Origin of the sequence: Halomonas qinghailakensis, assembly GCF_025820815.1 — a bacterium.
Taxonomy (GTDB): domain Bacteria; phylum Pseudomonadota; class Gammaproteobacteria; order Pseudomonadales; family Halomonadaceae; genus Vreelandella; species Vreelandella qaidamensis.
On the sequence record NZ_CP096973.1, the window covers coordinates 757,416 to 776,950 of the forward strand.

Below are 19,535 nucleotides of genomic sequence, written 5' to 3' on the forward strand. Positions count from 1 at the left end.
CTCTTTTATGCTGTCGCCATCACTCTATGACGACACGTTTTACTTGCCACACAGAGCGCGTCAATATTTCTTCATTTAATAAAGACGGCGTTTCATCAAAAGGATAAATCACAAACAACGGCCCGTGGTCTCTAACGCGCAGAGGCTTTCCATCGGCACTCATAGCCAAAATCACATCGTGATCGTAAAAATCGCTCACTGGAATAGACGATGCATAGTCATTTAGCGCAATGACCTTAACCTGGTCACCATCTGCATCAACAGCTTCTAAGATGGCGCGCCCTAGCGGGCCTTCAAAACTCACAACGCCATCGTGCCAAGGGGTACTGGTAATGGTCGTGTGTTGACTCAATGCCTCAAGCATCGCTTTATCAAAATGCGCTTCGTCACCCACATTGGTTATCTCAATATTCCCACCAACTTCCAGAACCACTCGCCCGGTTGGCGCATTGAAAGCACTTGCCGTTGTTGCAAAACTTATTGTTGCAAAAACTATTGTTGCAAACCCCATGCATACACTAGCGACATACCAGCGTAGCTTTTTATTTAACTGCCTAGCCATTATTACCCTCCTCATTTTTAGTCAGTATACCCCTCAGAACCAAGCGTTAAATGTAAATCTTTGTGTCAGACATACTAATTAAACTAGAATTGACCCCATCGCCAATCATTTCAACGGTGTGGAACTTATCACGCTGTATATTGTGGGTAACGCGTTATGCATGTCGGTGTGCTTGAGGACGACCTCGACCAACAATCTTTTATAGAACAATGCCTTATATCTGCAGATCATCAAGTTTCACTGTTTGGCCGTGCCAGCGAACTCCGTCGAGCGACCCAAGAAACGCTCTTTGATTTTCTTATTATCGATTGGCGGCTGCCGGATGGTTGCGGTATGGATATGGTAGGTCATTTACGCCAAAACGATGGGTGGCTAGGCCCCATTCTGTTTATTACTGCCAGCCAAAACGAGGAAGATGTTGTACAAGCGTTAGAGCAAGGGGCTGATGATTTTTTAGCTAAGCCTTTACGGCCAAGAGAGTTAATCGCACGGGTGAATGCGCTTGGCCGCCGCGCTGGCTAAGAGCCGCCTAAATCGACCATGAGCTGCCCTGATGTTTTTTCCATTAATTCAGAAGAGCATACTATTAGCGTAGCAGGAAAATCAGTGGTACTAACCGAGCGGGAATACTGTCTGGCAACGCTGTTTTTCTCCAAAGTTGACAAACTGTTAACGCGTGCCCACTTACTTGAATTGGTATGGGGAATAAAAGGCAGTGTTTCTACTCGCACGGTTGATACCCATGTCAGTCGGTTACGACGCAAGCTAGAGTTAGATGGTCGCCATGGGCTTCGTCTTCGCAGCATTTACCAGTCAGGATATCGAATGGAAATGTCGCAAACGGCCATTGAAAAAGCCGACACAGTAAGTCGGCCAAGCTGATGGGAGCTGCTCGGTAAACAGGCCGAGCAGTAAGGTGCCTGGGGAAGGCATCGCCAAAACGCCTGTTCAAGCGACTTGGCGATGCCCTCGCTCTGAGGCTTTGCCTTTGCGGGAGTAGCTACCCTTACCTTTTTTCGGTGTTTGCTGCTGCATTTTGAACATGGGCGTTCGCAGCTGCGCTTTCAGTGCGTTATCGCGTATTTTGCCTTTTTTCACGGTGTACTCCTCAGTCTTTTGAAAACTTAGTTTTTGAAAATTTAGTCTTTGAAAGCTTAGTCTTTGAAAAAACAGTCTTTACCAATAGACATTAACAAACGCTTATCTGGCGACGCAATCGTTTGTCCTGCACTGACTGTTGCCGCCATTCCTATTTGTTTCGCCGCTCCTATGACCCAATGAGATTGATCAAGTTCCCAATGTCTTACGATGACGTTTGATCACTATAAGTGGCTAACGTGCTCGCGGCAGGACTGTCTGCCACCATGCTCACCACGCTGCCCACCATAATCAGGCATGGCGAGGGTAACGGTTGAGCAGCGAGTCGCGCAGGCATGTCCGCTAACGTGCCCACCAATGATTGCTGTTCGGGCTGGCTAGCATTGGCCACCAACATAATGGGCCACGTATCCGGCAGACCCGCTTGGCGTAGGCCGTGGCAAATAGCGTCTACTTTGGAAAGCCCCATATAAAACACCAGGGTTTCATCCTGACGGGCAAGGTTGGCCCAGTCCGGCGTGCCGCCCTCCCGGCACAGTTGCGCTGTGATAAAGCGCAGCTGTTGGGCGTGGCCACGGTCTGTTAACGGAATTCCCATGCCAGCAGCGGCTGCCGATGCAGCGGTAATGCCTGGCACTATTTCAGCGGATACTGCGGCATTTGCTAATGCTCCCAGCTCCTCACCCATGCGCCCAAACACGCCTGGGTCGCCACCTTTCAAACGCACAACCGACTTGCCCGCCTGAGCAAGCGAGACGATCAGCGCGCCTATCTCATCCTGAGGCACACTATGATGCCCGCGGGCTTTTCCCACGTAATAGCGTTCGGTGCCTGGCGGTATCAGCCCCAGCACATCGTCCCCCACTAATCGGTCATAGACTACCGCATCGGCCTGCATTAATAGTCGCGCTGCCTTTAGGGTGAGCAGTTCCATATCGCCGCTTCCTGCACCGACTAAATAGACCGTTCCAGAACGGCATTCGCCGCTAAGTGGAAGGCGTAAGCGCGTGGCTGATTCGCGGCCAAAGGGCGCTAACACCCGCTGGCTCAGGCGCATAAAGGCCTCAGGCCATTTCTGGGTTAGTTGTTTGCTTAGCGCACGCATTTGGCCGCTCCTCTTCAAGTAATGATTTTAGTTCTGGAATACAGCTGCCACACTGGGTGCCGCAGGCCAGCCGCGCACCAAGGGCTTCCACGCTGGTGTCGCCACTGCGGATAGCCTTAACAATAGTGGCTTGTCCTACCTGATGACAGCTACACACCACGGGGCCTGCATCTACAGCGCCATCATCGCAACCTGCCAGTAGCCGCTGGCGATGAGCAGTGTCTAGCGTAACGTCGTTAAAGCGCGCCTCAAGCCAGGCTAACCCAGGCAACTCTTGCGGTGGCCCTACCATTAGCCACCAGCGCAACTGGCCCTTCACTACCCCTGCCGCGCGCAGCCTGGCACTCGTGCTATCCTCGCACCACAGCGACGCAGGTACACCCAGCCACGCTTCTACTGTTGCTAACCAATTACTGACCGGTGCCGTATCGGCAAGCTGCCAGCGCTCGCAGCTGCCCATGGGAATACGCGACCAATAAGCGCTCTTACACCAACGGGGGCTACCCGTGCTGATTTGCTCATTTGCTACCAGCAGCGTTGCTTGCCAAGCCATGTCAAGATTCGTTAATGCCACCGCGCCCTGCTTACTTTCCGGCTGGCCAGACACGGGGTCGGTATAGCCGGTGAGCAGTGCACCGCTGCGCCCCTGCTTGGTAAAACAGTCGGTCCAGTGCATGGGCACGAACACTTCCCCTTGCCGCTGGGCGTTTGAAATACGCACTCGCCCACGGTACTCACCTTCAGTTGCCGACAGCATCGCAAGCCCTTGGTCAGAGACGCCCGCATTGGCCGCATCCACAGGGTGCAGCTCAATAAATGGTTCTGCCCGATGATTCATCAGCCGCGGTGCTCTGGCGGTGCGGGTCATGGTGTGCCACTGATCGCGCACACGCCCAGTATTCAGCCGCAGCGGATAGGTGGTACTAAGCCTCTGTTCGGGCAATCGCGGCGTAATCGGCAGTAGCTTAGCTCGACCATTGGCCGTGGCAAACACCCCCTCTTCAAACAGCCTTGGCGTGCCCCGAGGCGCAGCGTGATTAACCGGCCACTGAATCGGCGAGAGCGCATCATAAGCGTCCTGCCCTTTGCCTGCCAGTCCCGAGATATCAAACAGCCGCTTGCTCGTACCGCTGTTTTCAAAGCCGGATAGCCTAGCGTGCTCGTCGAAAATTTCCCATGGGTGGGAGTAGCTAAACGCTTCTGCAAAACCCAGGCGCTTGGCAACTTCGCAAATAATCCACCAGTCGTGCTGAGCTTCGCCAGGGGGAGTCAGCATGCCGCGCTGGCGGGAAATACGTCGCTCGGAATTGGTGACCGTGCCATCTTTTTCTGCCCAACCAGACGCGGGTAGCACAATATCGGCGTAGGGCAGTAGATCAGTGTTGGCAACGCATTCCGAGACAATCACTAACGGACACCTTGCCAACGCACGGCGTACCTTTGCGCCATCCGGCATGCTAACGGCCGGGTTGGTTGCCATTACCCATAACGCCGTAATCTCACCGCGGTCAATGGCATCAAACAGTTCAACCGCCTTATGGCCGGGGGCATCTGGCAACACGGGTGTTAAGTGTTTTGTGGCCCAAAAGCGACTGACCAGATCAAGCGCACCGGGGGTGTGGTAGTCCATGTGCGCTGCCAACTGATTAGCAAGCCCACCCACTTCTCGACCGCCCATGGCATTGGGTTGGCCAGTAATTGAAAACGGCCCAGCCCCCGGCAGGCCAAGTTTACCGCCCGCCAAATGGCAATTAATGATGGCATTACACTTATCGGTGCCACTGGTTGACTGATTGACGCCTTGGGAATAGAGCGTGACGACATGCAGTTGGCTGGCAAACCAGTAGTAAAAGGTTTCTAAACGTTCAGGGTCAACGTCACAGGCTACTGCAACATCATGCACGCTGCCAGCGCTTTGCTGAGCGGCGCTTAATGCCTCGTCAAACCCTTCGGTATGACCTTCAAGATAGACGCTGTCTAGCCGCTGGTGTGCTGACATCCACGCCAATAGCCCGTTGAACAAGTAAGCATCGCTGCCCGGCCGAATGCCCAGATACAGGTCGGCAATTTCGCAGCTATCGGTCACTCTTGGGTCGATGACCACCACGCGCATCAGTGGATTGCGCTCTTTGGCAACTTTCAGGCGCTGATACAACACTGGATGGTTCCAGGCCAGATTCGAGCCGACCAACACCACCAGCTCCGCTTCTTCTAAATCTTCATAGTTACAGGGTACCGCGTCAGCGCCAAACGCGCGCTTATAGCCCGCCACTGCCGACGCCATACACAGCCGCGAATTGGTATCCAGATGCGGCGTGCCTAAAAAGCCTTTAAACAGCTTATTAGCCACATAGTAATCTTCCGTTAACAGCTGCCCCGAAAGATAGGCGGCAACCGTATGATTGCCATGCGCGTTACGCTGCGCCTGTAAACGCCGTGCCGTTTCGGTTAACGCCTGCTCCCAGGAAACGTCTTTTCCACCCACCCGCGGGGATCCCAAGCGGCCGTGCGCTCCCAGCGTTTCATGCAGCGCCGTGCCTTTAACACACAGGCGCCCGTAGTTAGCAGGGTGTTCACGATCCCCTTCCACTGCAATGACGCTGCCACTGTCTAATGTCGCTTTTACTCCGCAGCCAACACCGCAGTAGGGGCACGTGGTGCGGATATCACCTTCAGCGAGCCGTTCAGCCTTTGGCATTGCGTTTTCCTCCGGCGTTAAAAAGCAAAAAGCGCCCAAGCGAGCCTCTCAAAAGAAGCCTGCCTGGACGCCGTTGTCTCAGGGGCACCACCCTGGGTGCCATACTCATCAGTGGTTTGCTGCGGTTAGTGTTGTTCGTTGCGCTTAGTCGTTGTGTTTTATTTGGCTAATACACTGCAATGAGCCGTTATTACTTGTTACCAATATTTTTGCAAACAATAAGCCCAAACCGCTTAAAAAAATTAAATAATCTTAAAAAACATAAATTTAAAATAACTCACGCAGCCATTTGGCAGCCCTTACAGTGCCTTTTATTGGGATGAGCGACCTATGACCGTGCGCAGTGCTCGCCAAACGCACTAATAGTGTGCGCTTACTCAGTTACTCAGGTGCGGGCTTGTGGGTACCTCAAAAATCAAACAACTGATTAAAAAGGATTAATTCATACCAAGGAAGGAACTGGCTAATTTTTTGCTGCTTATTGAGCATAAGAGACAACTTGGCAGCCAATGGCGGCTGCACAGCGTACTCAATGACGTGACTTAACGACGCTAACGGGCAACGACGCCCCTGATGCACCTTTCTTAATGAAAGGCTGTGTCAGGGGCGTTTTTTTGTTGCCTGACACACATGTTGAATTGAAGGAGCCACCTATGGAAATCACTTCCCGGTGCTCACCTATCGACCACCTCATTATCATTGGTAACGGCATGGCCAGCCACCGCTTGATTGAAGCGCTGGTGCGCCATCCACGGCGCCCAACGTGTATCACCGTTATTGGTGAAGAGCCCGTGCCTGCCTATAACCGAATACTGCTTTCCCCCTTATTGGCGGGTGAGCTCGCCACCGATGCGCTTACTTTCCGTGACCAAGCATGGTACGCCGAACAGGGCATTACCCTGCTGCTCGGCGAAAAAGTCGCCACCATTGATCGCAACAACCACCGCCTTACTACGGATAGCAACCGCCGCTTGCGTTACGACCGCTTAGTGATTGCGACGGGCTCACGACCAACGATGCCAAAGATTCCCGGCATTGCGCTTGCGGGCGTTCATGGCTTTCGCGACGTGCAAGACGCCACCACCCTAGCCGCTATCGCAAAGCGTGGTGGTAAGGCGGTCATTATCGGCGGTGGCCTGCTTGGCCTGGAAGCCGCCGAAGGTCTGCGCAAGCGCGGAGGCCAAACACTCACGGTTAGCGTACTTCAACGCAGCACGCGTTTAATGAATCGCCAGCTGGATGAAACCGCCGCCTGGCTGCTCGAAAACACCCTTAGCCAGCGCGGCATCCATATCGAAACAAACGCTTCGCTTGCTGCGCTGGAAGATAACGGTAACGGGCACGTCAAGGCGGTCATGCTGAGCGATGGCCGCCACTTACCCGCCGATAGTGTGATTGTCGCGGCGGGCATTACGCCCAATGTAGCGCTGGGGCAACAGGCGGGACTTAGCTGCGAACGAGCCATTGTGGTTGACGCGCACCTTTCCACGTCTGACCCACATATTTATGCCATAGGCGAGTGCTGCCAATTTGAGCAGCACACCTATGGGTTAGTGGAGCCGATTTGGCGCCAGGTTGACGTATTGGCAGCCGTGCTGTGCGGCGAAGCACCCGATGGCTATCAAGAGGCTCCTACCGCTACCAAGTTGAAAGTTAGCGGCGTAGCACTGTTCGCGTTTGGCCCTACCGAAGCAGCCCCCGAACATGATGTGTTGTGCTATCGCGATCCAGAAAACGGTGACTACCGCCGCCTGCTGCTGCGCGATGGCCAGCTTGAAGGGGCAGTGCTGTATGGCGACACCCGCCACGGCCCTTGGTATTTCGAGCAGGCCTTGGCAAGCATTGACCTGACGGCTTGCCGCCAAGCACTACTGTTTGGCCCAGCCGATGTCGAGGCATTGCAAACACAGCACGCTGATAACGCGCCCAGCCCGGCTTCTTCATCATCGTCTTCTTCATCCTCATCTCACCCACCGACGTCAGAGGCGGCATAACCATGGCAACCCCAACAAAACTGATCATTATTGGTAACGGCATGGTCGGCCACCACTTGGTCGAACAGCTGGTTGAGAGCGAGGCACCGGGACGTTTTCAAGTAACCGTGTTTGGCGAAGAGCGCCACCGTGCCTACGACCGCGTGCATCTTTCAGAGTACTTTAGCGGACGCGACGCAGAGTCGCTGGCGCTATGCGAGGCAGATTACTACACCACCCATGGCATTAGTTTGCGCAGCGGTGAGGCGGTCACTCGCATTGATCGTGAACAGCAAACCGTTATCACTGCCCAGGGCAGCTACCCGTATGACCAGCTGGTTCTGGCCACCGGCTCCTTCCCGTTTGTGCCGCCCATTCCCGGCAACGACAGCGAAGGTTGTTTGGTGTATCGCACGCTGGATGACCTGGACGCCATTCAAGCAGCCGCAGAAAACGCAACAAATGGGGTGGTCGTCGGTGGTGGGTTACTTGGGCTGGAAGCCGCCAATGCGCTACGCGATCTTAATCTGGATACCGCTGTGGTGGAGTTTGCCCCACGCCTAATGCCCATGCAGGTAGATAACGAAGGTGGTGAACTACTCAAGGAAAAAATTGAAGCGCTGGGCGTCCAAGTGCTTACCGAGCGCGCTACCCAGCGTATCGAACCTGGCGAAACCAGCCGCCTGCGCATGGTATTCCAGGATGACAAAGTGCTGGAAACCGACCTGATAGTGTTTTCAGCGGGCATTCGTCCACAAGACACCTTGGCGCGCGAATGCGGTTTGAGCATTGGCGAGCGCGGCGGCGTAGTCATTGATGACCAATGCTACACCAGCGATCCTGCCATTCTCGCCATTGGCGAAGTCGCGCTATGGAATGAGAGTATTTTTGGTTTAGTCGCCCCAGGCTACCAAATGGCCAAGGCAGCGCTGTCCACCCTGACGGGCGGCAACACACACTTTAGCGGTGCCGATATGAGCACCAAGCTGAAGTTACTGGGTGTGGATGTGGGTTCTATCGGCGATGCCCATGGTACTCAAAACCCCGGTGCGCGCATGTTTCGCTATCTCGACCCACTCACCCAGGTGTATCGCAAGATGGTGGTAACCAGCGATGGTAGAAAGCTGCTGGGCGCAATGTTGGTAGGCGATAACAGCGCGTACGACACCCTCTTACAGTACTACGCCAACGGCATTGAGCTGCCCAAAGAGCCCGCTTCGTTGATTCTTCCCCAGCAAAGTGGAGCCGCCCCAGCACTAGGCCCAGACGCGCTGCCTGAAACCGCAATGATTTGTTCATGCCATAACGTTACTAAAGGCGATATTTGCACCGCCATTGATGGCGGGGCCGCTGACCTTGGCAACGTCAAAGGGGCGACCAAAGCCAGCACGGGCTGTGGTGGCTGCACCGCACTGCTCAAAAGCGTGGTTGACCATGAGCTGGAAGCACGCGGTGTGGAAGTCGATAAATCACTCTGCGAGCACTTCGCCTATACCCGCCAAGCGCTTTACGACATTGTGCGCGTTGAAGGCATCAAAACCTTCAGTGCGTTAATTAAAAAGCATGGCAACCCCGAGTCTCACTGCCTTGGCTGCGCTATTTGCAAGCCTGCCGTCGCCTCTATTCTGGCGTCCTGCTTTAACGAACCAATCACCGATGCTGCTCACGTGCCGCTGCAAGATACCAATGACACCTTTATGGCCAATATGCAGAAAAACGGCACCTACTCGGTGGTGCCGCGCATTGCAGGCGGTGAAATCACCCCCGATAAGTTAGTCATGCTGGGGCAAGTGGCCCAGAAGTACCAGCTTTACACCAAAGTCACCGGCGGCCAGCGCATCGATCTTTTCGGCGCACGCTTAGAAGACCTCCCCGCTATCTGGGGCGAGCTTATTGAGGCCGGTTTTGAAACCGGCCACGCCTATGGCAAGTCGCTGCGCACGGTGAAGTCCTGTGTTGGCAGCACGTGGTGTCGCTACGGCGTGCAGGACAGCGTGGGCATGGCGATTAAACTTGAAAACCGCTACAAGGGCCTGCGCGCGCCCCACAAGATTAAGTTTGGTGTGTCAGGCTGTACCCGGGAGTGCGCCGAGGCTCAAAGTAAGGATATCGGTATTATCGCCACCGAAAACGGCTGGAATTTATACGTCTGCGGCAACGGCGGCATGCGCCCACGCCACGCTGAACTGTTCGCAAAAGATCTTGATGACGAGCAGCTCTACCGCACCATTGACCGCTTCTTGATGTTTTATGTACGCACCGCCGACCGCCTACAGCGCACCTCCGTGTGGCGGGAAAATCTCGACGGTGGGCTTGAGTACCTTAAAGAGGTCATTCTGGAAGACAGCTTAGGCATTAACAGCGAGCTTGAGCGGCAAATGCAGCACGTCGTTGATAGCTACCAGTGCGAATGGGCCAACGCCATCAGCGACCCAGAGAAACTCAAGCGCTTCCGTAGCTTCGTCAACGATGCGCGCCCCGACCCATCCATCATTATGACCTCCGAGCGCGGTCAGCTACGTCCTGCTTAAACACGACATAATCGCAAACCAGACAACACAAATGAGGTAACTGATGACTGCGGCCGCACTCAAACACACCGTGAGCACCGACACCTGGCAACCACTGTGTACGAAAGCTGACCTAGTGGCATTTTCCGGCGTCGCTGCTTGGTTGGACACCCCAGAAGGCCCCGCCCAAGTAGCCATTTTCTACTTACCGGGGCAGCGTTCCCAAGGAGAGGAGAGAGAACTCTACGCCCTCGACCACTTTGATCCGTTTTCTAACGCTAACGTCATTGCCCGCGGCATTATCGGTGATGTAAAAGGCAGCCCGGTGGTTGCCTCACCACTCTATAAGCAGTGCTTTCGCCTTGAAGATGGCCAGTGTTTAGAGGATGAGAACGTCAAGCTGCGTACCTGGAAAGTCGCGTTCAAAGGCGAAGAGTTATGGGTACAGGGATAACTGACAGCGGCTTTGCGATGACGTCACTCCCGTCGAGGAATAGCGCTCGCATAGGTATTCAGGCTCAAGAAATGTTCATCCGCCCGCTGCAACGCATCGAGTGCCTGTGGTCGGTCATCTTCTGCTAATAAGGTGCACAGCACTTCTGAGATAGCTAACGCGGGCGTTAACGTATGGAAAAAGCTGTCGCTTTCCGTAGGGCAAAAAATGGTCTGATCTGACAGCCCAACCAAGGGCGATACTTCACTATCGGTAATCGATAGAATCGTAAGCCCCTTGTCTTTTGCCAACTGCGTCAGTTCCAGTGTCGCGACTGCATAGGGTTTAACAGAGACCACCAGCATGACATCGTCGGGCGTGGCGCGAATTAGTCTATCGCCGCCGGTGCCCGCCGGCCCCTCTAGATGAACCGAACGATCGCCCAACAGTGACATCACGTAGTGGAAGTGCCACGCCACGGAATGGCATGAACGCAAGCCTAGCACATACACTTTTCTCGCTGATTTCAGCGTATTAGCAATGGCTTCTAACCGTTGCAGCGAGTCCGGTTCACAGAGCTGAGAAATCTGAACACTCAGCCCATGTAACATATGCGCGGCAATAGTGTCGTTGGCCGCGGCTGTCGCACCCTCGGTTCGCTGGCGGACCTTAGCGGCAAAGCCATCATTACCCCGCCGTAGCGCTGCCACATAGTGCTCGCGAATATCATCGTATCCTTGCTTTCCCAGAAACTTAGCCAGCCGTGTCATGGTGGCAGGCTGCACCGCCGCATGGCGCGCCAATTCGCGCATAGAAACCAATGCCACCTCATCTGGGTGTTCCAATACGTAGCGAGCTGCCTGCTGGAGCTGCGGCGACATGGCATCGTACTGGGCGATAATCTGTTCCCTTAAAGGGTCGCGCTGCGGCATGGGTATTGCCTCTTATACGGGCTTATTAAAACAGCCGCCGATTTAAACGTTACTGTCTTAAAAAAACAATGATCTACATGTTTTATAAAAAACAAAATGATTCAATTGTTGCAAATCTTAACCAAGTTGTGCCAATCTTCTCCTTATGGCGTGCTCACACCGCTTAGTGACCATAAGGAACCGTCTCCATGACTCGTATTCTTCATCGCAGTATCGGCCCAACCCTCCCTCATGCCGCGTCGGCGCAAGGTGTCTACATTACAGACACTGCTGGGCACCGATACTTAGACGCCTCAGGAGGCGCTGCGGTCACCAGTGTGGGACACGCTCATCCAGAAGTGCTGGCGGCGATGCGCGCTCAAATTGATAACCTTTGCTACGCACACACCTCGTTTTTTACCACCGACGCTGCCGAGGCGCTTGCCGAGAAGCTCGTCAATTTGGCACCTGAAGGGTTGAATTACGTCTACCTTGTGTCAGGTGGATCAGAGGCCGTTGAAGCGGCGCTGAAGATGGCACGGCAGTACTTTGTGGAAATTGGCGCCCCCCAGCGCAGGCATATTATTGCCAGGCGGCAGAGTTACCACGGCAACACCATTGGTGCATTGGCAACCGGTGGCAATGCAATGCGGCGTAAACAGTTTCAGCCCATCCTGCCAGAAACTCATCATGTCTCCCCCTGCTATGCCTATCGCGAAAAAGGCGCTGATGAGTCGCCTGAGGCTTACGCTATTCGGCTTGCCGACGAGCTCGAAGCGAAAATTCTGGAACTCGGCCCTGAAGAAGTCATGGCGTTCGTTGCCGAACCCGTCGTAGGTGCCACCCTCGGCGCTGTCGCCTCTGTCGCGGATTACTTTAAACGTGTGCGTGCGATTTGCGACAAATATGGCGTACTACTGATCCTCGACGAAGTGATGTGCGGCATGGGGCGCACCGGCACGGTCTTCGCCTGCGAGCAAGACAACGTCATACCGGATATCGTCACAATAGCCAAAGGCTTGGGCGGGGGTTATCAGCCGATCGGCGCGGTGATGCTGTCCGGCAAAATTTACGACAGCTTCGCCAACGGTTCTGGCCTGTTCCAGCACGGGCATACTTACATCGGCCACCCTGTTGCCGCGGCAACTGCTAACAAAGTGGTTGAAATCATTGCTCGCCCCGAGACACTTGCCAATGTAAACGCCATGGGCGCGAGATTACAAAACGGTTTGGAAGCCGTTCTCGGTGCATCCCCTTATGTAGGCGATATCCGGGGAAGAGGGCTGTTTCGCGGTATCGAGCTGGTGGCGGACCGGGACACGAAAGCGCCTTTCGATCCGAGCCGAAAAATTCACGCCAAAATTAAGCGTCACGCCATGGCTCGTGGGCTGATCAGCTATCCCATGGGCGGCACGATTGATGGTATTCACGGTGATCATATCCTGCTGGCACCGCCCTATATTATTGAAGCCGATGATGTCGACCTAATCATTGAGCGCATTGCCGACGCCATCAACGCCGCCATCGCCGAGTGATGTCACGCACCCTATCTGAATGGAGCTCACCCATGACGCCCTCTCCCTGCCCGCCTATTGCTGATGCCGATTGGCCAAACGACATCGCTGAATTACGCGAAGACTTTGCCGGTGCGCTCAATGTCTATCGCACCATGGCCCATCACCCGGATTTACTCAACGCCTGGGCACCTTTACGCCAGCATGTTGTGAAGGAAAATGCCTTAGGGCCAGAATTAACCGAGGTGGTGATTCTTCGCGCTGGCCTGCGCATGGGGTCACGCTACGAGTGGGCTCATCACGTTAGCCGGGCACTCGCTCTCGGGTTCTCCACGGATCGAATCGACGCCATTAGAACTCGCCCCGAAGGCGTTGATGGTCTTATCGTCGACGCTGTGGATGCATTGTTTGATCAGCGAATGCTGTCCCCTGAGCAAGAAGCAGAGTTAGCAGATGCCATCGGGCGTAAGGCCGTTATCGACCTCATTGCTATGGTGGGGTTTTATTCGGTGTTGGGCTATCTGCTCAAGACTTACGACACACCGCTCGACGACAACATTCAAAAAGAAGCGCAAAAAATGCCAACGCTATTTTCGCTTACCACGTAGATACTCCTGCCCCTGGTGCAGGTTTCCACCTAGCCAACCTACTCCAGGACAAGCTGTTAATAACATCGCCGCCTACATCAGGCGGCGATGTTCACTTTAAACAAATCACTGACATTGTGACCACTGATGTTGCTATCCTTGCTAGCCTTTTGGCTAGGTAATCTCGGAGCAACCGTTCGTGAAAACAGAATCCAGCACCTTAGCATTTTCCGCCTTCATGGCACTGCTGATTGGCTGTGCAGGAATCACGGCAACGTTGGCATCTAACTCCCAGGCTATTTTGCTGGATGGGTTATTTAACCTTATCTACTTTAGCGTTGCGCTGGTTACCATTAAGGTCAGCAAGTTAGCCAGCCGACCCGATAGCGCCTCTTACCCGTTTGGCTACAGCTATTTCGAGTCGTTGGTTAACCTATGCAAAGGCTTGTTAATATTAGGCGTTTCCATCTTTGCGCTGGTAGATGCCGTGGCTGCGTTACTGACCGGAGGGCGGGAGATCTCAGCGGGACTTGCTGTTATCTATGCGCTGTTTGCCACCGCCGCCTGCTCGCTCACTGCTTGGATGATGCACCGCAGTCAGCGCCATGTAAGTAGCCCGCTGGTGGCTGCTGACAAGCTTAACTGGCTGGTGAACAGCATTATCTCGGCTGCCGTGTTAGCGGCGTTCTGCTTGGTGATGCTGTTTGAGCGCTTAGACTGGCGGGGAATCGTGCCTTATGTCGACTCCGTACTGGTGATGGCCGTTGTGTTGCTATGCCTTGGCGTACCGGTACGCATGGCTTCTCAAGCCCTGCGTGAGCTGCTGAATAAAACACCGGACGAAGCAATCGCCGAGCCAGTGCGTCAAGCGGTTGCTCGCGGTCTTGCGGATATCGACACTCAGGAAGTGCGGGTGCGTATGGTACGCCCTGGTCGCCTGCTATACATCATCGTCCACGTGGTGCTACCCAAAGCATTTCATGACGCTACGCTGGCCCATCAAGACACACTACGCCAGCAAATTGATGAGGAAGTACGCCGCGTTTACTCGCCTGTTGTTTGCGATGTGGTCTTCACCGAAGATAATCGCTGGGCAGCGCCTTCCTGCGGGCAGCTAGTAAAGAAGCACACTTAATCGCACGCCAATAAAAGCGGCCCGTGGGCCTAATGCCAGTCAGTTAAGGCTGACTGGCATTAGCCGATGGGCTGGTTTTTTGTTTAATAAGTGCCTGACGATGGCTCCACCCCAGACCTCCGAGCCGCCCTCGTCATTCCCGCAGGCCCTTAGCGGGAATCCATGTTGACCTGGGGTTTTGGGCTGCTGCAGGCCAAGGTCAAGTTAGATTCCCGATAACCCCACTCGGGAATGACGGTGCGGTGACTCGGGAATGACGTGCGGTACACGCTTTGGGAGGTGGCCGCTTTGCTATATGGGGCTAGGGGGGGGTAGTGCCAGCCAGTTAAGGCTGACTGGCATCACCCCGCGGGACGCTTCGAATAACGCTTGTGTCTATGGTAACTATTAAACCGCTGAGACAGCAGCATAGGCCACCATCTCGACCAACATCTCTTCTCGCGCAAAACCAGACACAATAATAGCGGCCCGATTGGGGTAAGGCGCGGTGACATAGTCCGCATATACGCGATTAACGGTGGCCAGATCTTCCCGCTGCGTTACGTAGATCAGCACCTGTGTCAGTTGCTGCATGCTTGCACCGGCGCTTTCCAGCGTATGTTGCAGGTTATCCAGCGTCTGGCGCGTTTGTGCTTCGATACCGCCTTCTACCACAACCCCATCGGTACCAATGGGAATTTGCGCGGTGAATAAAATGCCATTGCCAACCACCGCCCACTCAAGTGGAGCTTTGGCCGCGTAGAGATCGGTTTTTACCGGTTGAATCATGACAATACTCTCATTGATCTATTAATCGTTATCGTTGACACCTGCGCCAGCACCGCTTCGAGAAGCTTCGGAGGACTCCACCAGAATACGATGTGCCAGCGTTTTCAGGCGTGCCCATATCGCATCATCCACGTCGATACCTTCCTGTAGAGACCGCTCGCGGCAGGCCATTAGGTCGGATTCTGAATGACGCGCCAGCAGATCAAGGTCGTGGTCTGCGCCCAGGGAAGGAAGTAACTCAACATGGTTGGCCATTACCAGGGTGATGCCGTCGTTGGGTTCGTTTTCTTCTGGTACATCGCGCACTGAATAGATGCGTACTTCAGGCGTCGAGTGGCCAGCGCGAAAGCCCACGACCTGCTCGGTCAGCGGCTCCTGGGCATTGCGCCAGAAAGCAGTAATGTTGATACCCCGCCCGGCCAGGCGTGAAAGGTAGCCCATAATCAGCTGGCGATTATGGCAGCGGCGGATCTTGACCACTGATAGCCCCCGCGCACGGGCCTTAGCAAAGCCCAGCTCGGTGGCTAAGCTAATACTGCGCAGCACGCTCTGGCCATGGCCGTCGAGTACCGCCAGGTCGCCATCCTGATAGATCACCTTTGGTAGAGATTCCGGGTCTTCTTCAAGCAAGAAGTCCAGGCCACGATTGAGTTGTTCAACCGCATTGAAACCATGGCACTGCATCCAAGCCACCATGTCAGCAGCATCGGCGGCATCGCCATCTTCAAACCCAATGCCAGTGAAGGCTTTTCGGCACAGCCCCTGTAGCTCGTTGAAGGAGACTTTCATTATCTTCCTCCATGCGCAGGTTGATTGACATGAGACGCCGCTGACTCGGCATGAGGCGATAGCCCGGCCGCGCCAACGACACCGTTTTCAAGCGTTGGCTGCAGCGGAAAACTCCAGTCATCAAAATGGCTGAGATCCTGCGGCTCGGCGTTGAGTTCTTCCACCAGCGGCGCGCCCTGAAACAGGGTGATGCGCACCCAGCGGTCAGATTTTGGGTCAAAGCGGCTGGCACCGAAAAACGCCAGCTTTGCGCGCAGCAGGTGCATGGGTTTCATATCCTGATGCCACAAATTGGCGTGGATATCGCCGTAAGTATCTTTTACAAGGGACTGTACGCGGCGGATGATTTCCTTGTGACGCGGCTTGGCAAGTAGAAAATCGACCACTTTAGCTCGCGGAGCATCCTCTAAAAACTCACAAATAGCGGCATGGCTATGAGCTACCCTTGGCCCTATGGCAATGGGCACCTCTTTTTCGGCACCTGGCTCTTGGTCGCGCACGCCAAGGCGCGGCTCCTCTTTTTCCGCCGACCGATACCAGAACCAATAGGCGCCCTCATGGCTTGTATAGTCGTAAGAGAGCGCCCAACCATAGTGCGTTTCAATTAGCTGGCGCAGACGCATCAACGGCATATCCGGCTCAAGGTCGAGATTTTCATGAACACCCATCTGGTCTTCTAGCAGGTCGACCTGATCAGGATAGAGCTCGATCAATAGGGTATTGATTAGCTCTTGGGCTTCTAGTGACAGGGTACGCTCGCTCCAGGCTATTAATTGAGCCCAAAGATCCTCTTCCAGCGCGACGCTTTCCAACCAGTTCAGCACATCAGGTAAGGCGGCCACGGTCTCGCCATTGCGCTGGGTCTGCTCGGCGTCTTCGGTCACCGTTTCCGCCAGATGTTGTAAAGCACGCCGAGTTAGACTAATTAGCCGCTGGCGGTCTTCCTCGCTGGGGACCTGACGTTGGGCCAACGCCAGCGCGGTTTCGCGTTGGTGAACCCATTGAGCAATGAGCTGAGGATGGTTGATCAAAAAAGGGGCCATTCCCAAGCCAGTCGAGTTACCGATCCCCAAGTAGCGGCGTAGCTCGGTGGCCAGGGCACAAGCGGTGTCCGGCGCCTGACAGCGGGCCAGATGTTCCACTTGCTCAATGGAGAAATGGCGCAACAAATAAACGCCCGCCATCTGCACCGAAAACGGGCGTCTAAAGTCAGGATTTCCATGTAAACGCGCGAAGTCAGCGAGGCCAAACTTACCATTGCCGTAAACCGCCGTGGTGCGATACAGGTAGCCAACCCGAGTTAACCACTGCGGGTCTGGCTGCTGACCACTGCTTAATGCTTCCACAAAGTGGGCGAAGTTACGCAGGCTTTTATTAGCACGGGAAAGCACTAGCACCCTGGGGTGCTGGCGGCCTGCTTCTTGTAAAGGCACATTGGCCGCCATCTGTTCCAACAAACTATCGTCCACATCACCTTCCACTAAGCCGAAGGTAACGTCCCAGGCGTCTGCAATTACCCGATCGGAGCGGCGCGAATCGTCCAGCGCCTGGGCAAACATCACCCCATGGTAGCGCCCATGGGGAGTTTGGAGGCGATAAACGGCCGTGCCATAACCGTCATCATCCAGATCAAAACGCACCCGACTTATTTGCCAACGCTGACGGCCCATTTGACGCATCAGGGAGCGCACAAAACTCAGTCGACAGGCATGCAGGCTACCCAGGCGTTCCAACCGCATTACCTCATCGGCAGGGCGCAGGCTCAGGGGCGCCAGCGGAGCCAACGCCCAATCTCTGTTACTCATGAACAATCACCTTCTTACGCGTCGTCAGGCCCTGCTCGCGTGCCATCGCGTAGGCCGCTTTTGGCCCTAGCCACAGTGATGGCAACAGCACCAGTGAAACAGGAATAGCGGTAATCACGATAAATTGCTGCAGCACACCAATCTGACCAGAGCCCATATAAAGCAGAATCGCAGCCATTAACGACATCGTGATTCCCCAGAATATTCGCACAGCTGTGTGCGGTTCATCGTGACCAGTACAGACCACGGCAATCGCATAGCTCATCGAGTCGCCGGTGGTGGCTACGAAAATAGTAGTCAGCAGTAGAATCGTCAGCGCCATCACCGCTCCCCCGGGCAGCGCTTGCGCCACGGTCAGGGTCGCCACATCAAACTGGAAGTTATTCAGCGCCTCAGCTAAGTCAATTGTGCCGGTTAACTGATAGTGAATACCGGCACCGCCCAACAGGGTAAACCAGACGGTGGTGGCAATCGGTGCCATTACGGCAACGGCCAGGATCATCTGCCGAATGGTACGACCGCGAGAGATACGCGCCACGAAAATCGCCATCAGCGGACCGTAACCGATAAACCAGGCAAAAAAGAACACCGTCCACCACTGCATCCACCAGCCTGGGGCGGTTTCCGAAGTCATGGTCGCCATGGCGAAGAAGGAGCTGATATAAACGCCAAAGCCCTGCAGGTAAGCATTGGTAAAGAACAGCGTTGGCCCAAATACAAAGATCACTGCCGCAATTGCCAGCGCCAGAAACACATTGAAGCGGCTTAGCAGCTGAATGCCTTTATGAATCCCGGTGGCTGCCGAGGTGACATACACAACGCCCAGCACAATCAAAATCATCAACTGGGTGGCATAGCCCGAACTGATACCAAACAGCTCATGCAGGCCAAAACTGACTTGAGTAGCCAAAAAGCCGATCGGGCCAACGGTACCTGCCACGACGGCAATCACACAGCAGGCATCTACCACACCACCCACCCAGCTGCGCATCAGCCGCTCGCCAAGTACCGGGTAAAGTAACGTGCGTGGCTGCAGTGGCAGGCCACGATCATAGTGCCAGTACGCCAGCACAATGGCGGTCAGCGAGCCGAGCACGGCCCAGGCCAGAAAGCCCCAGTGCATGAACGACTGTGCCAAGGCACTGGCAATGGCTTCCACGGTGCCTGCTTCGGTGTCAAAAGCGGGTGGGGTGACCACAAAGTGATACACCGGCTCACCGGCAGCAAAGAAAACCCCACCCCCGGCCAGTAGGGTACACATGATGATGGAGAGCCATTTGAAGGTGCTCAACTCTGGCTTGCTCAGTCCACCAATCTTGGCGCTGGCAGCCGGGGAAATGGCAAGCCCAATGGCGATAAAAAAAGTCAGTAACAACAGCAACTGGAAATAAGAGCCTAAGACGGCAGCGGTCCAGGCAAAGCCGCTTGATATTGCGCCAGCGACTCCTTCGATGTTGATCAGTGACAGAACGACAAACAGGATGACAAAGCCGCCGCTAAGCCCGAGTACAACCGGGTCACCGAACTTACCAAGCCCATGGGCTGGGCCTGTATCTTTGGGTGAGTTCATGGGGGAAACCTCGTTATTATTTATTGTTGGTGGTAAGGGTTGGTAATAACCAATCCATCTTTATGGCGTGATATACC

17 protein-coding genes are annotated in these 19,535 nt (G+C 54.7%); 8 read left to right on the forward strand and 9 right to left on the reverse strand.

Going from position 1 to position 19,535, the window contains the following annotated elements; genetic code table 11:
* Window positions 1–19: 19 nt before the first annotated feature.
* A complete protein-coding gene (locus M0220_RS03525; RefSeq protein WP_264018688.1) occupies window positions 20–562 on the reverse strand; it encodes a molybdopterin-dependent oxidoreductase in 543 nt (180 codons plus the stop codon).
* Window positions 563–718: 156 nt separating this feature from the next.
* Between M0220_RS03525 and M0220_RS03530 the strand changes: the two genes are divergently transcribed.
* Both M0220_RS03530 and M0220_RS03535 read left to right on the forward strand, forming a co-directional pair.
* Window positions 719–1,084, forward strand: coding sequence for a response regulator transcription factor (locus M0220_RS03530; RefSeq protein WP_264018689.1), 366 nt, complete (start codon window positions 719–721; stop codon window positions 1,082–1,084).
* Window positions 1,085–1,168: 84 nt separating this feature from the next.
* On the forward strand, window positions 1,169–1,444 hold the full coding sequence (locus tag M0220_RS03535) for a winged helix-turn-helix domain-containing protein (protein WP_264018690.1): 276 nt from the start codon (window positions 1,169–1,171) through the stop codon (window positions 1,442–1,444).
* 66 nt (window positions 1,445–1,510) lie between these two features.
* Here the strand turns inward: M0220_RS03535 and arfA are convergent, their stop codons facing one another.
* From arfA to M0220_RS03550, 3 genes are all read right to left on the reverse strand, one after another.
* Window positions 1,511–1,660 (reverse strand): alternative ribosome rescue factor ArfA, encoded by a 150-nt coding sequence (gene arfA, locus M0220_RS03540; protein WP_084180349.1) that lies wholly within the window; start codon window positions 1,658–1,660, stop codon window positions 1,511–1,513.
* 205 nt (window positions 1,661–1,865) lie between these two features.
* Complete coding sequence (cobA, locus tag M0220_RS03545) at window positions 1,866–2,765, reverse strand: uroporphyrinogen-III C-methyltransferase (RefSeq protein ID WP_264018691.1); 900 nt, start codon at window positions 2,763–2,765, stop codon at window positions 1,866–1,868.
* Window positions 2,725–5,463 carry a nitrate reductase gene (locus M0220_RS03550; RefSeq protein WP_264018692.1) on the reverse strand — a complete coding sequence of 913 codons (2,739 nt, stop codon included), beginning with the start codon at window positions 5,461–5,463 and terminating at the stop codon, window positions 2,725–2,727. Before M0220_RS03550 ends, cobA begins: the two co-directional genes overlap by 41 nt.
* Window positions 5,464–6,116: 653 nt before the next feature.
* On the opposite strand from M0220_RS03550, the gene M0220_RS03555 reads away from it, so the two are divergent.
* The 3 genes from M0220_RS03555 to nirD are packed head-to-tail and all read left to right on the forward strand — an operon-like array spanning window position 6,117 to window position 10,400.
* Window positions 6,117–7,457, forward strand: a complete 1,341-nt coding sequence (locus M0220_RS03555; RefSeq protein ID WP_264018693.1) for an NAD(P)/FAD-dependent oxidoreductase — start codon at window positions 6,117–6,119, stop codon at window positions 7,455–7,457.
* A 2-nt stretch (window positions 7,458–7,459) separates the two neighbouring features.
* Window positions 7,460–9,967 carry a nitrite reductase large subunit NirB gene (gene nirB, locus M0220_RS03560; protein ID WP_264018694.1) on the forward strand — a complete coding sequence of 836 codons (2,508 nt, stop codon included), beginning with the start codon at window positions 7,460–7,462 and terminating at the stop codon, window positions 9,965–9,967.
* 43 nt (window positions 9,968–10,010) lie between these two features.
* A complete protein-coding gene (nirD, locus tag M0220_RS03565) occupies window positions 10,011–10,400 on the forward strand; it encodes a nitrite reductase small subunit NirD (RefSeq protein ID WP_264018695.1) in 390 nt (129 codons plus the stop codon).
* A gap of 23 nt (window positions 10,401–10,423) precedes the next feature.
* Here the strand turns inward: nirD and M0220_RS03570 are convergent, their stop codons facing one another.
* Complete coding sequence (locus M0220_RS03570) at window positions 10,424–11,311, reverse strand: MurR/RpiR family transcriptional regulator (RefSeq protein WP_264018696.1); 888 nt, start codon at window positions 11,309–11,311, stop codon at window positions 10,424–10,426.
* A gap of 188 nt (window positions 11,312–11,499) precedes the next feature.
* Between M0220_RS03570 and M0220_RS03575 the strand changes: the two genes are divergently transcribed.
* From M0220_RS03575 to M0220_RS03585, 3 genes are all read left to right on the forward strand, one after another.
* Window positions 11,500–12,825, forward strand: coding sequence for an aspartate aminotransferase family protein (locus M0220_RS03575; RefSeq protein ID WP_264018697.1), 1,326 nt, complete (start codon window positions 11,500–11,502; stop codon window positions 12,823–12,825).
* A 32-nt stretch (window positions 12,826–12,857) separates the two neighbouring features.
* Window positions 12,858–13,412 (forward strand): carboxymuconolactone decarboxylase family protein, encoded by a 555-nt coding sequence (locus tag M0220_RS03580; RefSeq protein WP_264018698.1) that lies wholly within the window; start codon window positions 12,858–12,860, stop codon window positions 13,410–13,412.
* 178 nt (window positions 13,413–13,590) lie between these two features.
* A complete protein-coding gene (locus M0220_RS03585; RefSeq protein ID WP_030069879.1) occupies window positions 13,591–14,526 on the forward strand; it encodes a cation diffusion facilitator family transporter in 936 nt (311 codons plus the stop codon).
* 387 nt (window positions 14,527–14,913) lie between these two features.
* On the opposite strand, the gene M0220_RS03590 is transcribed toward M0220_RS03585, so the two are convergent.
* The 4 genes from M0220_RS03590 to M0220_RS03605 are packed head-to-tail and all read right to left on the reverse strand — an operon-like array spanning window position 14,914 to window position 19,458.
* Window positions 14,914–15,294 carry a RidA family protein gene (locus M0220_RS03590; protein ID WP_264018699.1) on the reverse strand — a complete coding sequence of 127 codons (381 nt, stop codon included), beginning with the start codon at window positions 15,292–15,294 and terminating at the stop codon, window positions 14,914–14,916.
* A gap of 21 nt (window positions 15,295–15,315) precedes the next feature.
* Window positions 15,316–16,083 carry a DUF3726 domain-containing protein gene (locus M0220_RS03595; protein ID WP_264018700.1) on the reverse strand — a complete coding sequence of 256 codons (768 nt, stop codon included), beginning with the start codon at window positions 16,081–16,083 and terminating at the stop codon, window positions 15,316–15,318.
* The gene (locus M0220_RS03600; protein ID WP_264018701.1) at window positions 16,083–17,888 is read right to left on the reverse strand and encodes a hypothetical protein; all 1,806 of its coding nucleotides are present in this window, start codon (window positions 17,886–17,888) and stop codon (window positions 16,083–16,085) included. The genes M0220_RS03595 and M0220_RS03600 overlap by 1 nt, the downstream gene beginning before the upstream one ends.
* Complete coding sequence (locus M0220_RS03605) at window positions 17,881–19,458, reverse strand: BCCT family transporter (RefSeq protein WP_264018703.1); 1,578 nt, start codon at window positions 19,456–19,458, stop codon at window positions 17,881–17,883. Before M0220_RS03605 ends, M0220_RS03600 begins: the two co-directional genes overlap by 8 nt.
* Window positions 19,459–19,535: the final 77 nt, after the last annotated feature.

Excerpts from the sequence above, each read along its gene's own strand:
- M0220_RS03525 (WP_264018688.1), bottom strand. The coding sequence starts at position 562 with ATGGCTAGGCAGTTAAATAAAAAGCTACGCTGGTATGTCGCTAGTGTA.
- M0220_RS03530 (WP_264018689.1), top strand. The coding sequence starts at position 719 with ATGCATGTCGGTGTGCTTGAGGACGACCTCGACCAACAATCTTTTATA.
- cobA (WP_264018691.1), bottom strand. The coding sequence starts at position 2,765 with ATGCGTGCGCTAAGCAAACAACTAACCCAGAAATGGCCTGAGGCCTTT.
- M0220_RS03550 (WP_264018692.1), bottom strand. The coding sequence starts at position 5,463 with ATGCCAAAGGCTGAACGGCTCGCTGAAGGTGATATCCGCACCACGTGC.
- M0220_RS03555 (WP_264018693.1), top strand. The coding sequence starts at position 6,117 with ATGGAAATCACTTCCCGGTGCTCACCTATCGACCACCTCATTATCATT.
- nirB (WP_264018694.1), top strand. The coding sequence starts at position 7,460 with ATGGCAACCCCAACAAAACTGATCATTATTGGTAACGGCATGGTCGGC.
- nirD (WP_264018695.1), top strand. The coding sequence starts at position 10,011 with ATGACTGCGGCCGCACTCAAACACACCGTGAGCACCGACACCTGGCAA.
- M0220_RS03570 (WP_264018696.1), bottom strand. The coding sequence starts at position 11,311 with ATGCCGCAGCGCGACCCTTTAAGGGAACAGATTATCGCCCAGTACGAT.
- M0220_RS03575 (WP_264018697.1), top strand. The coding sequence starts at position 11,500 with ATGACTCGTATTCTTCATCGCAGTATCGGCCCAACCCTCCCTCATGCC.
- M0220_RS03580 (WP_264018698.1), top strand. The coding sequence starts at position 12,858 with ATGACGCCCTCTCCCTGCCCGCCTATTGCTGATGCCGATTGGCCAAAC.
- M0220_RS03590 (WP_264018699.1), bottom strand. The coding sequence starts at position 15,294 with ATGATTCAACCGGTAAAAACCGATCTCTACGCGGCCAAAGCTCCACTT.
- M0220_RS03595 (WP_264018700.1), bottom strand. The coding sequence starts at position 16,083 with ATGAAAGTCTCCTTCAACGAGCTACAGGGGCTGTGCCGAAAAGCCTTC.
- M0220_RS03600 (WP_264018701.1), bottom strand. The coding sequence starts at position 17,888 with ATGAGTAACAGAGATTGGGCGTTGGCTCCGCTGGCGCCCCTGAGCCTG.
- M0220_RS03605 (WP_264018703.1), bottom strand. The coding sequence starts at position 19,458 with ATGAACTCACCCAAAGATACAGGCCCAGCCCATGGGCTTGGTAAGTTC.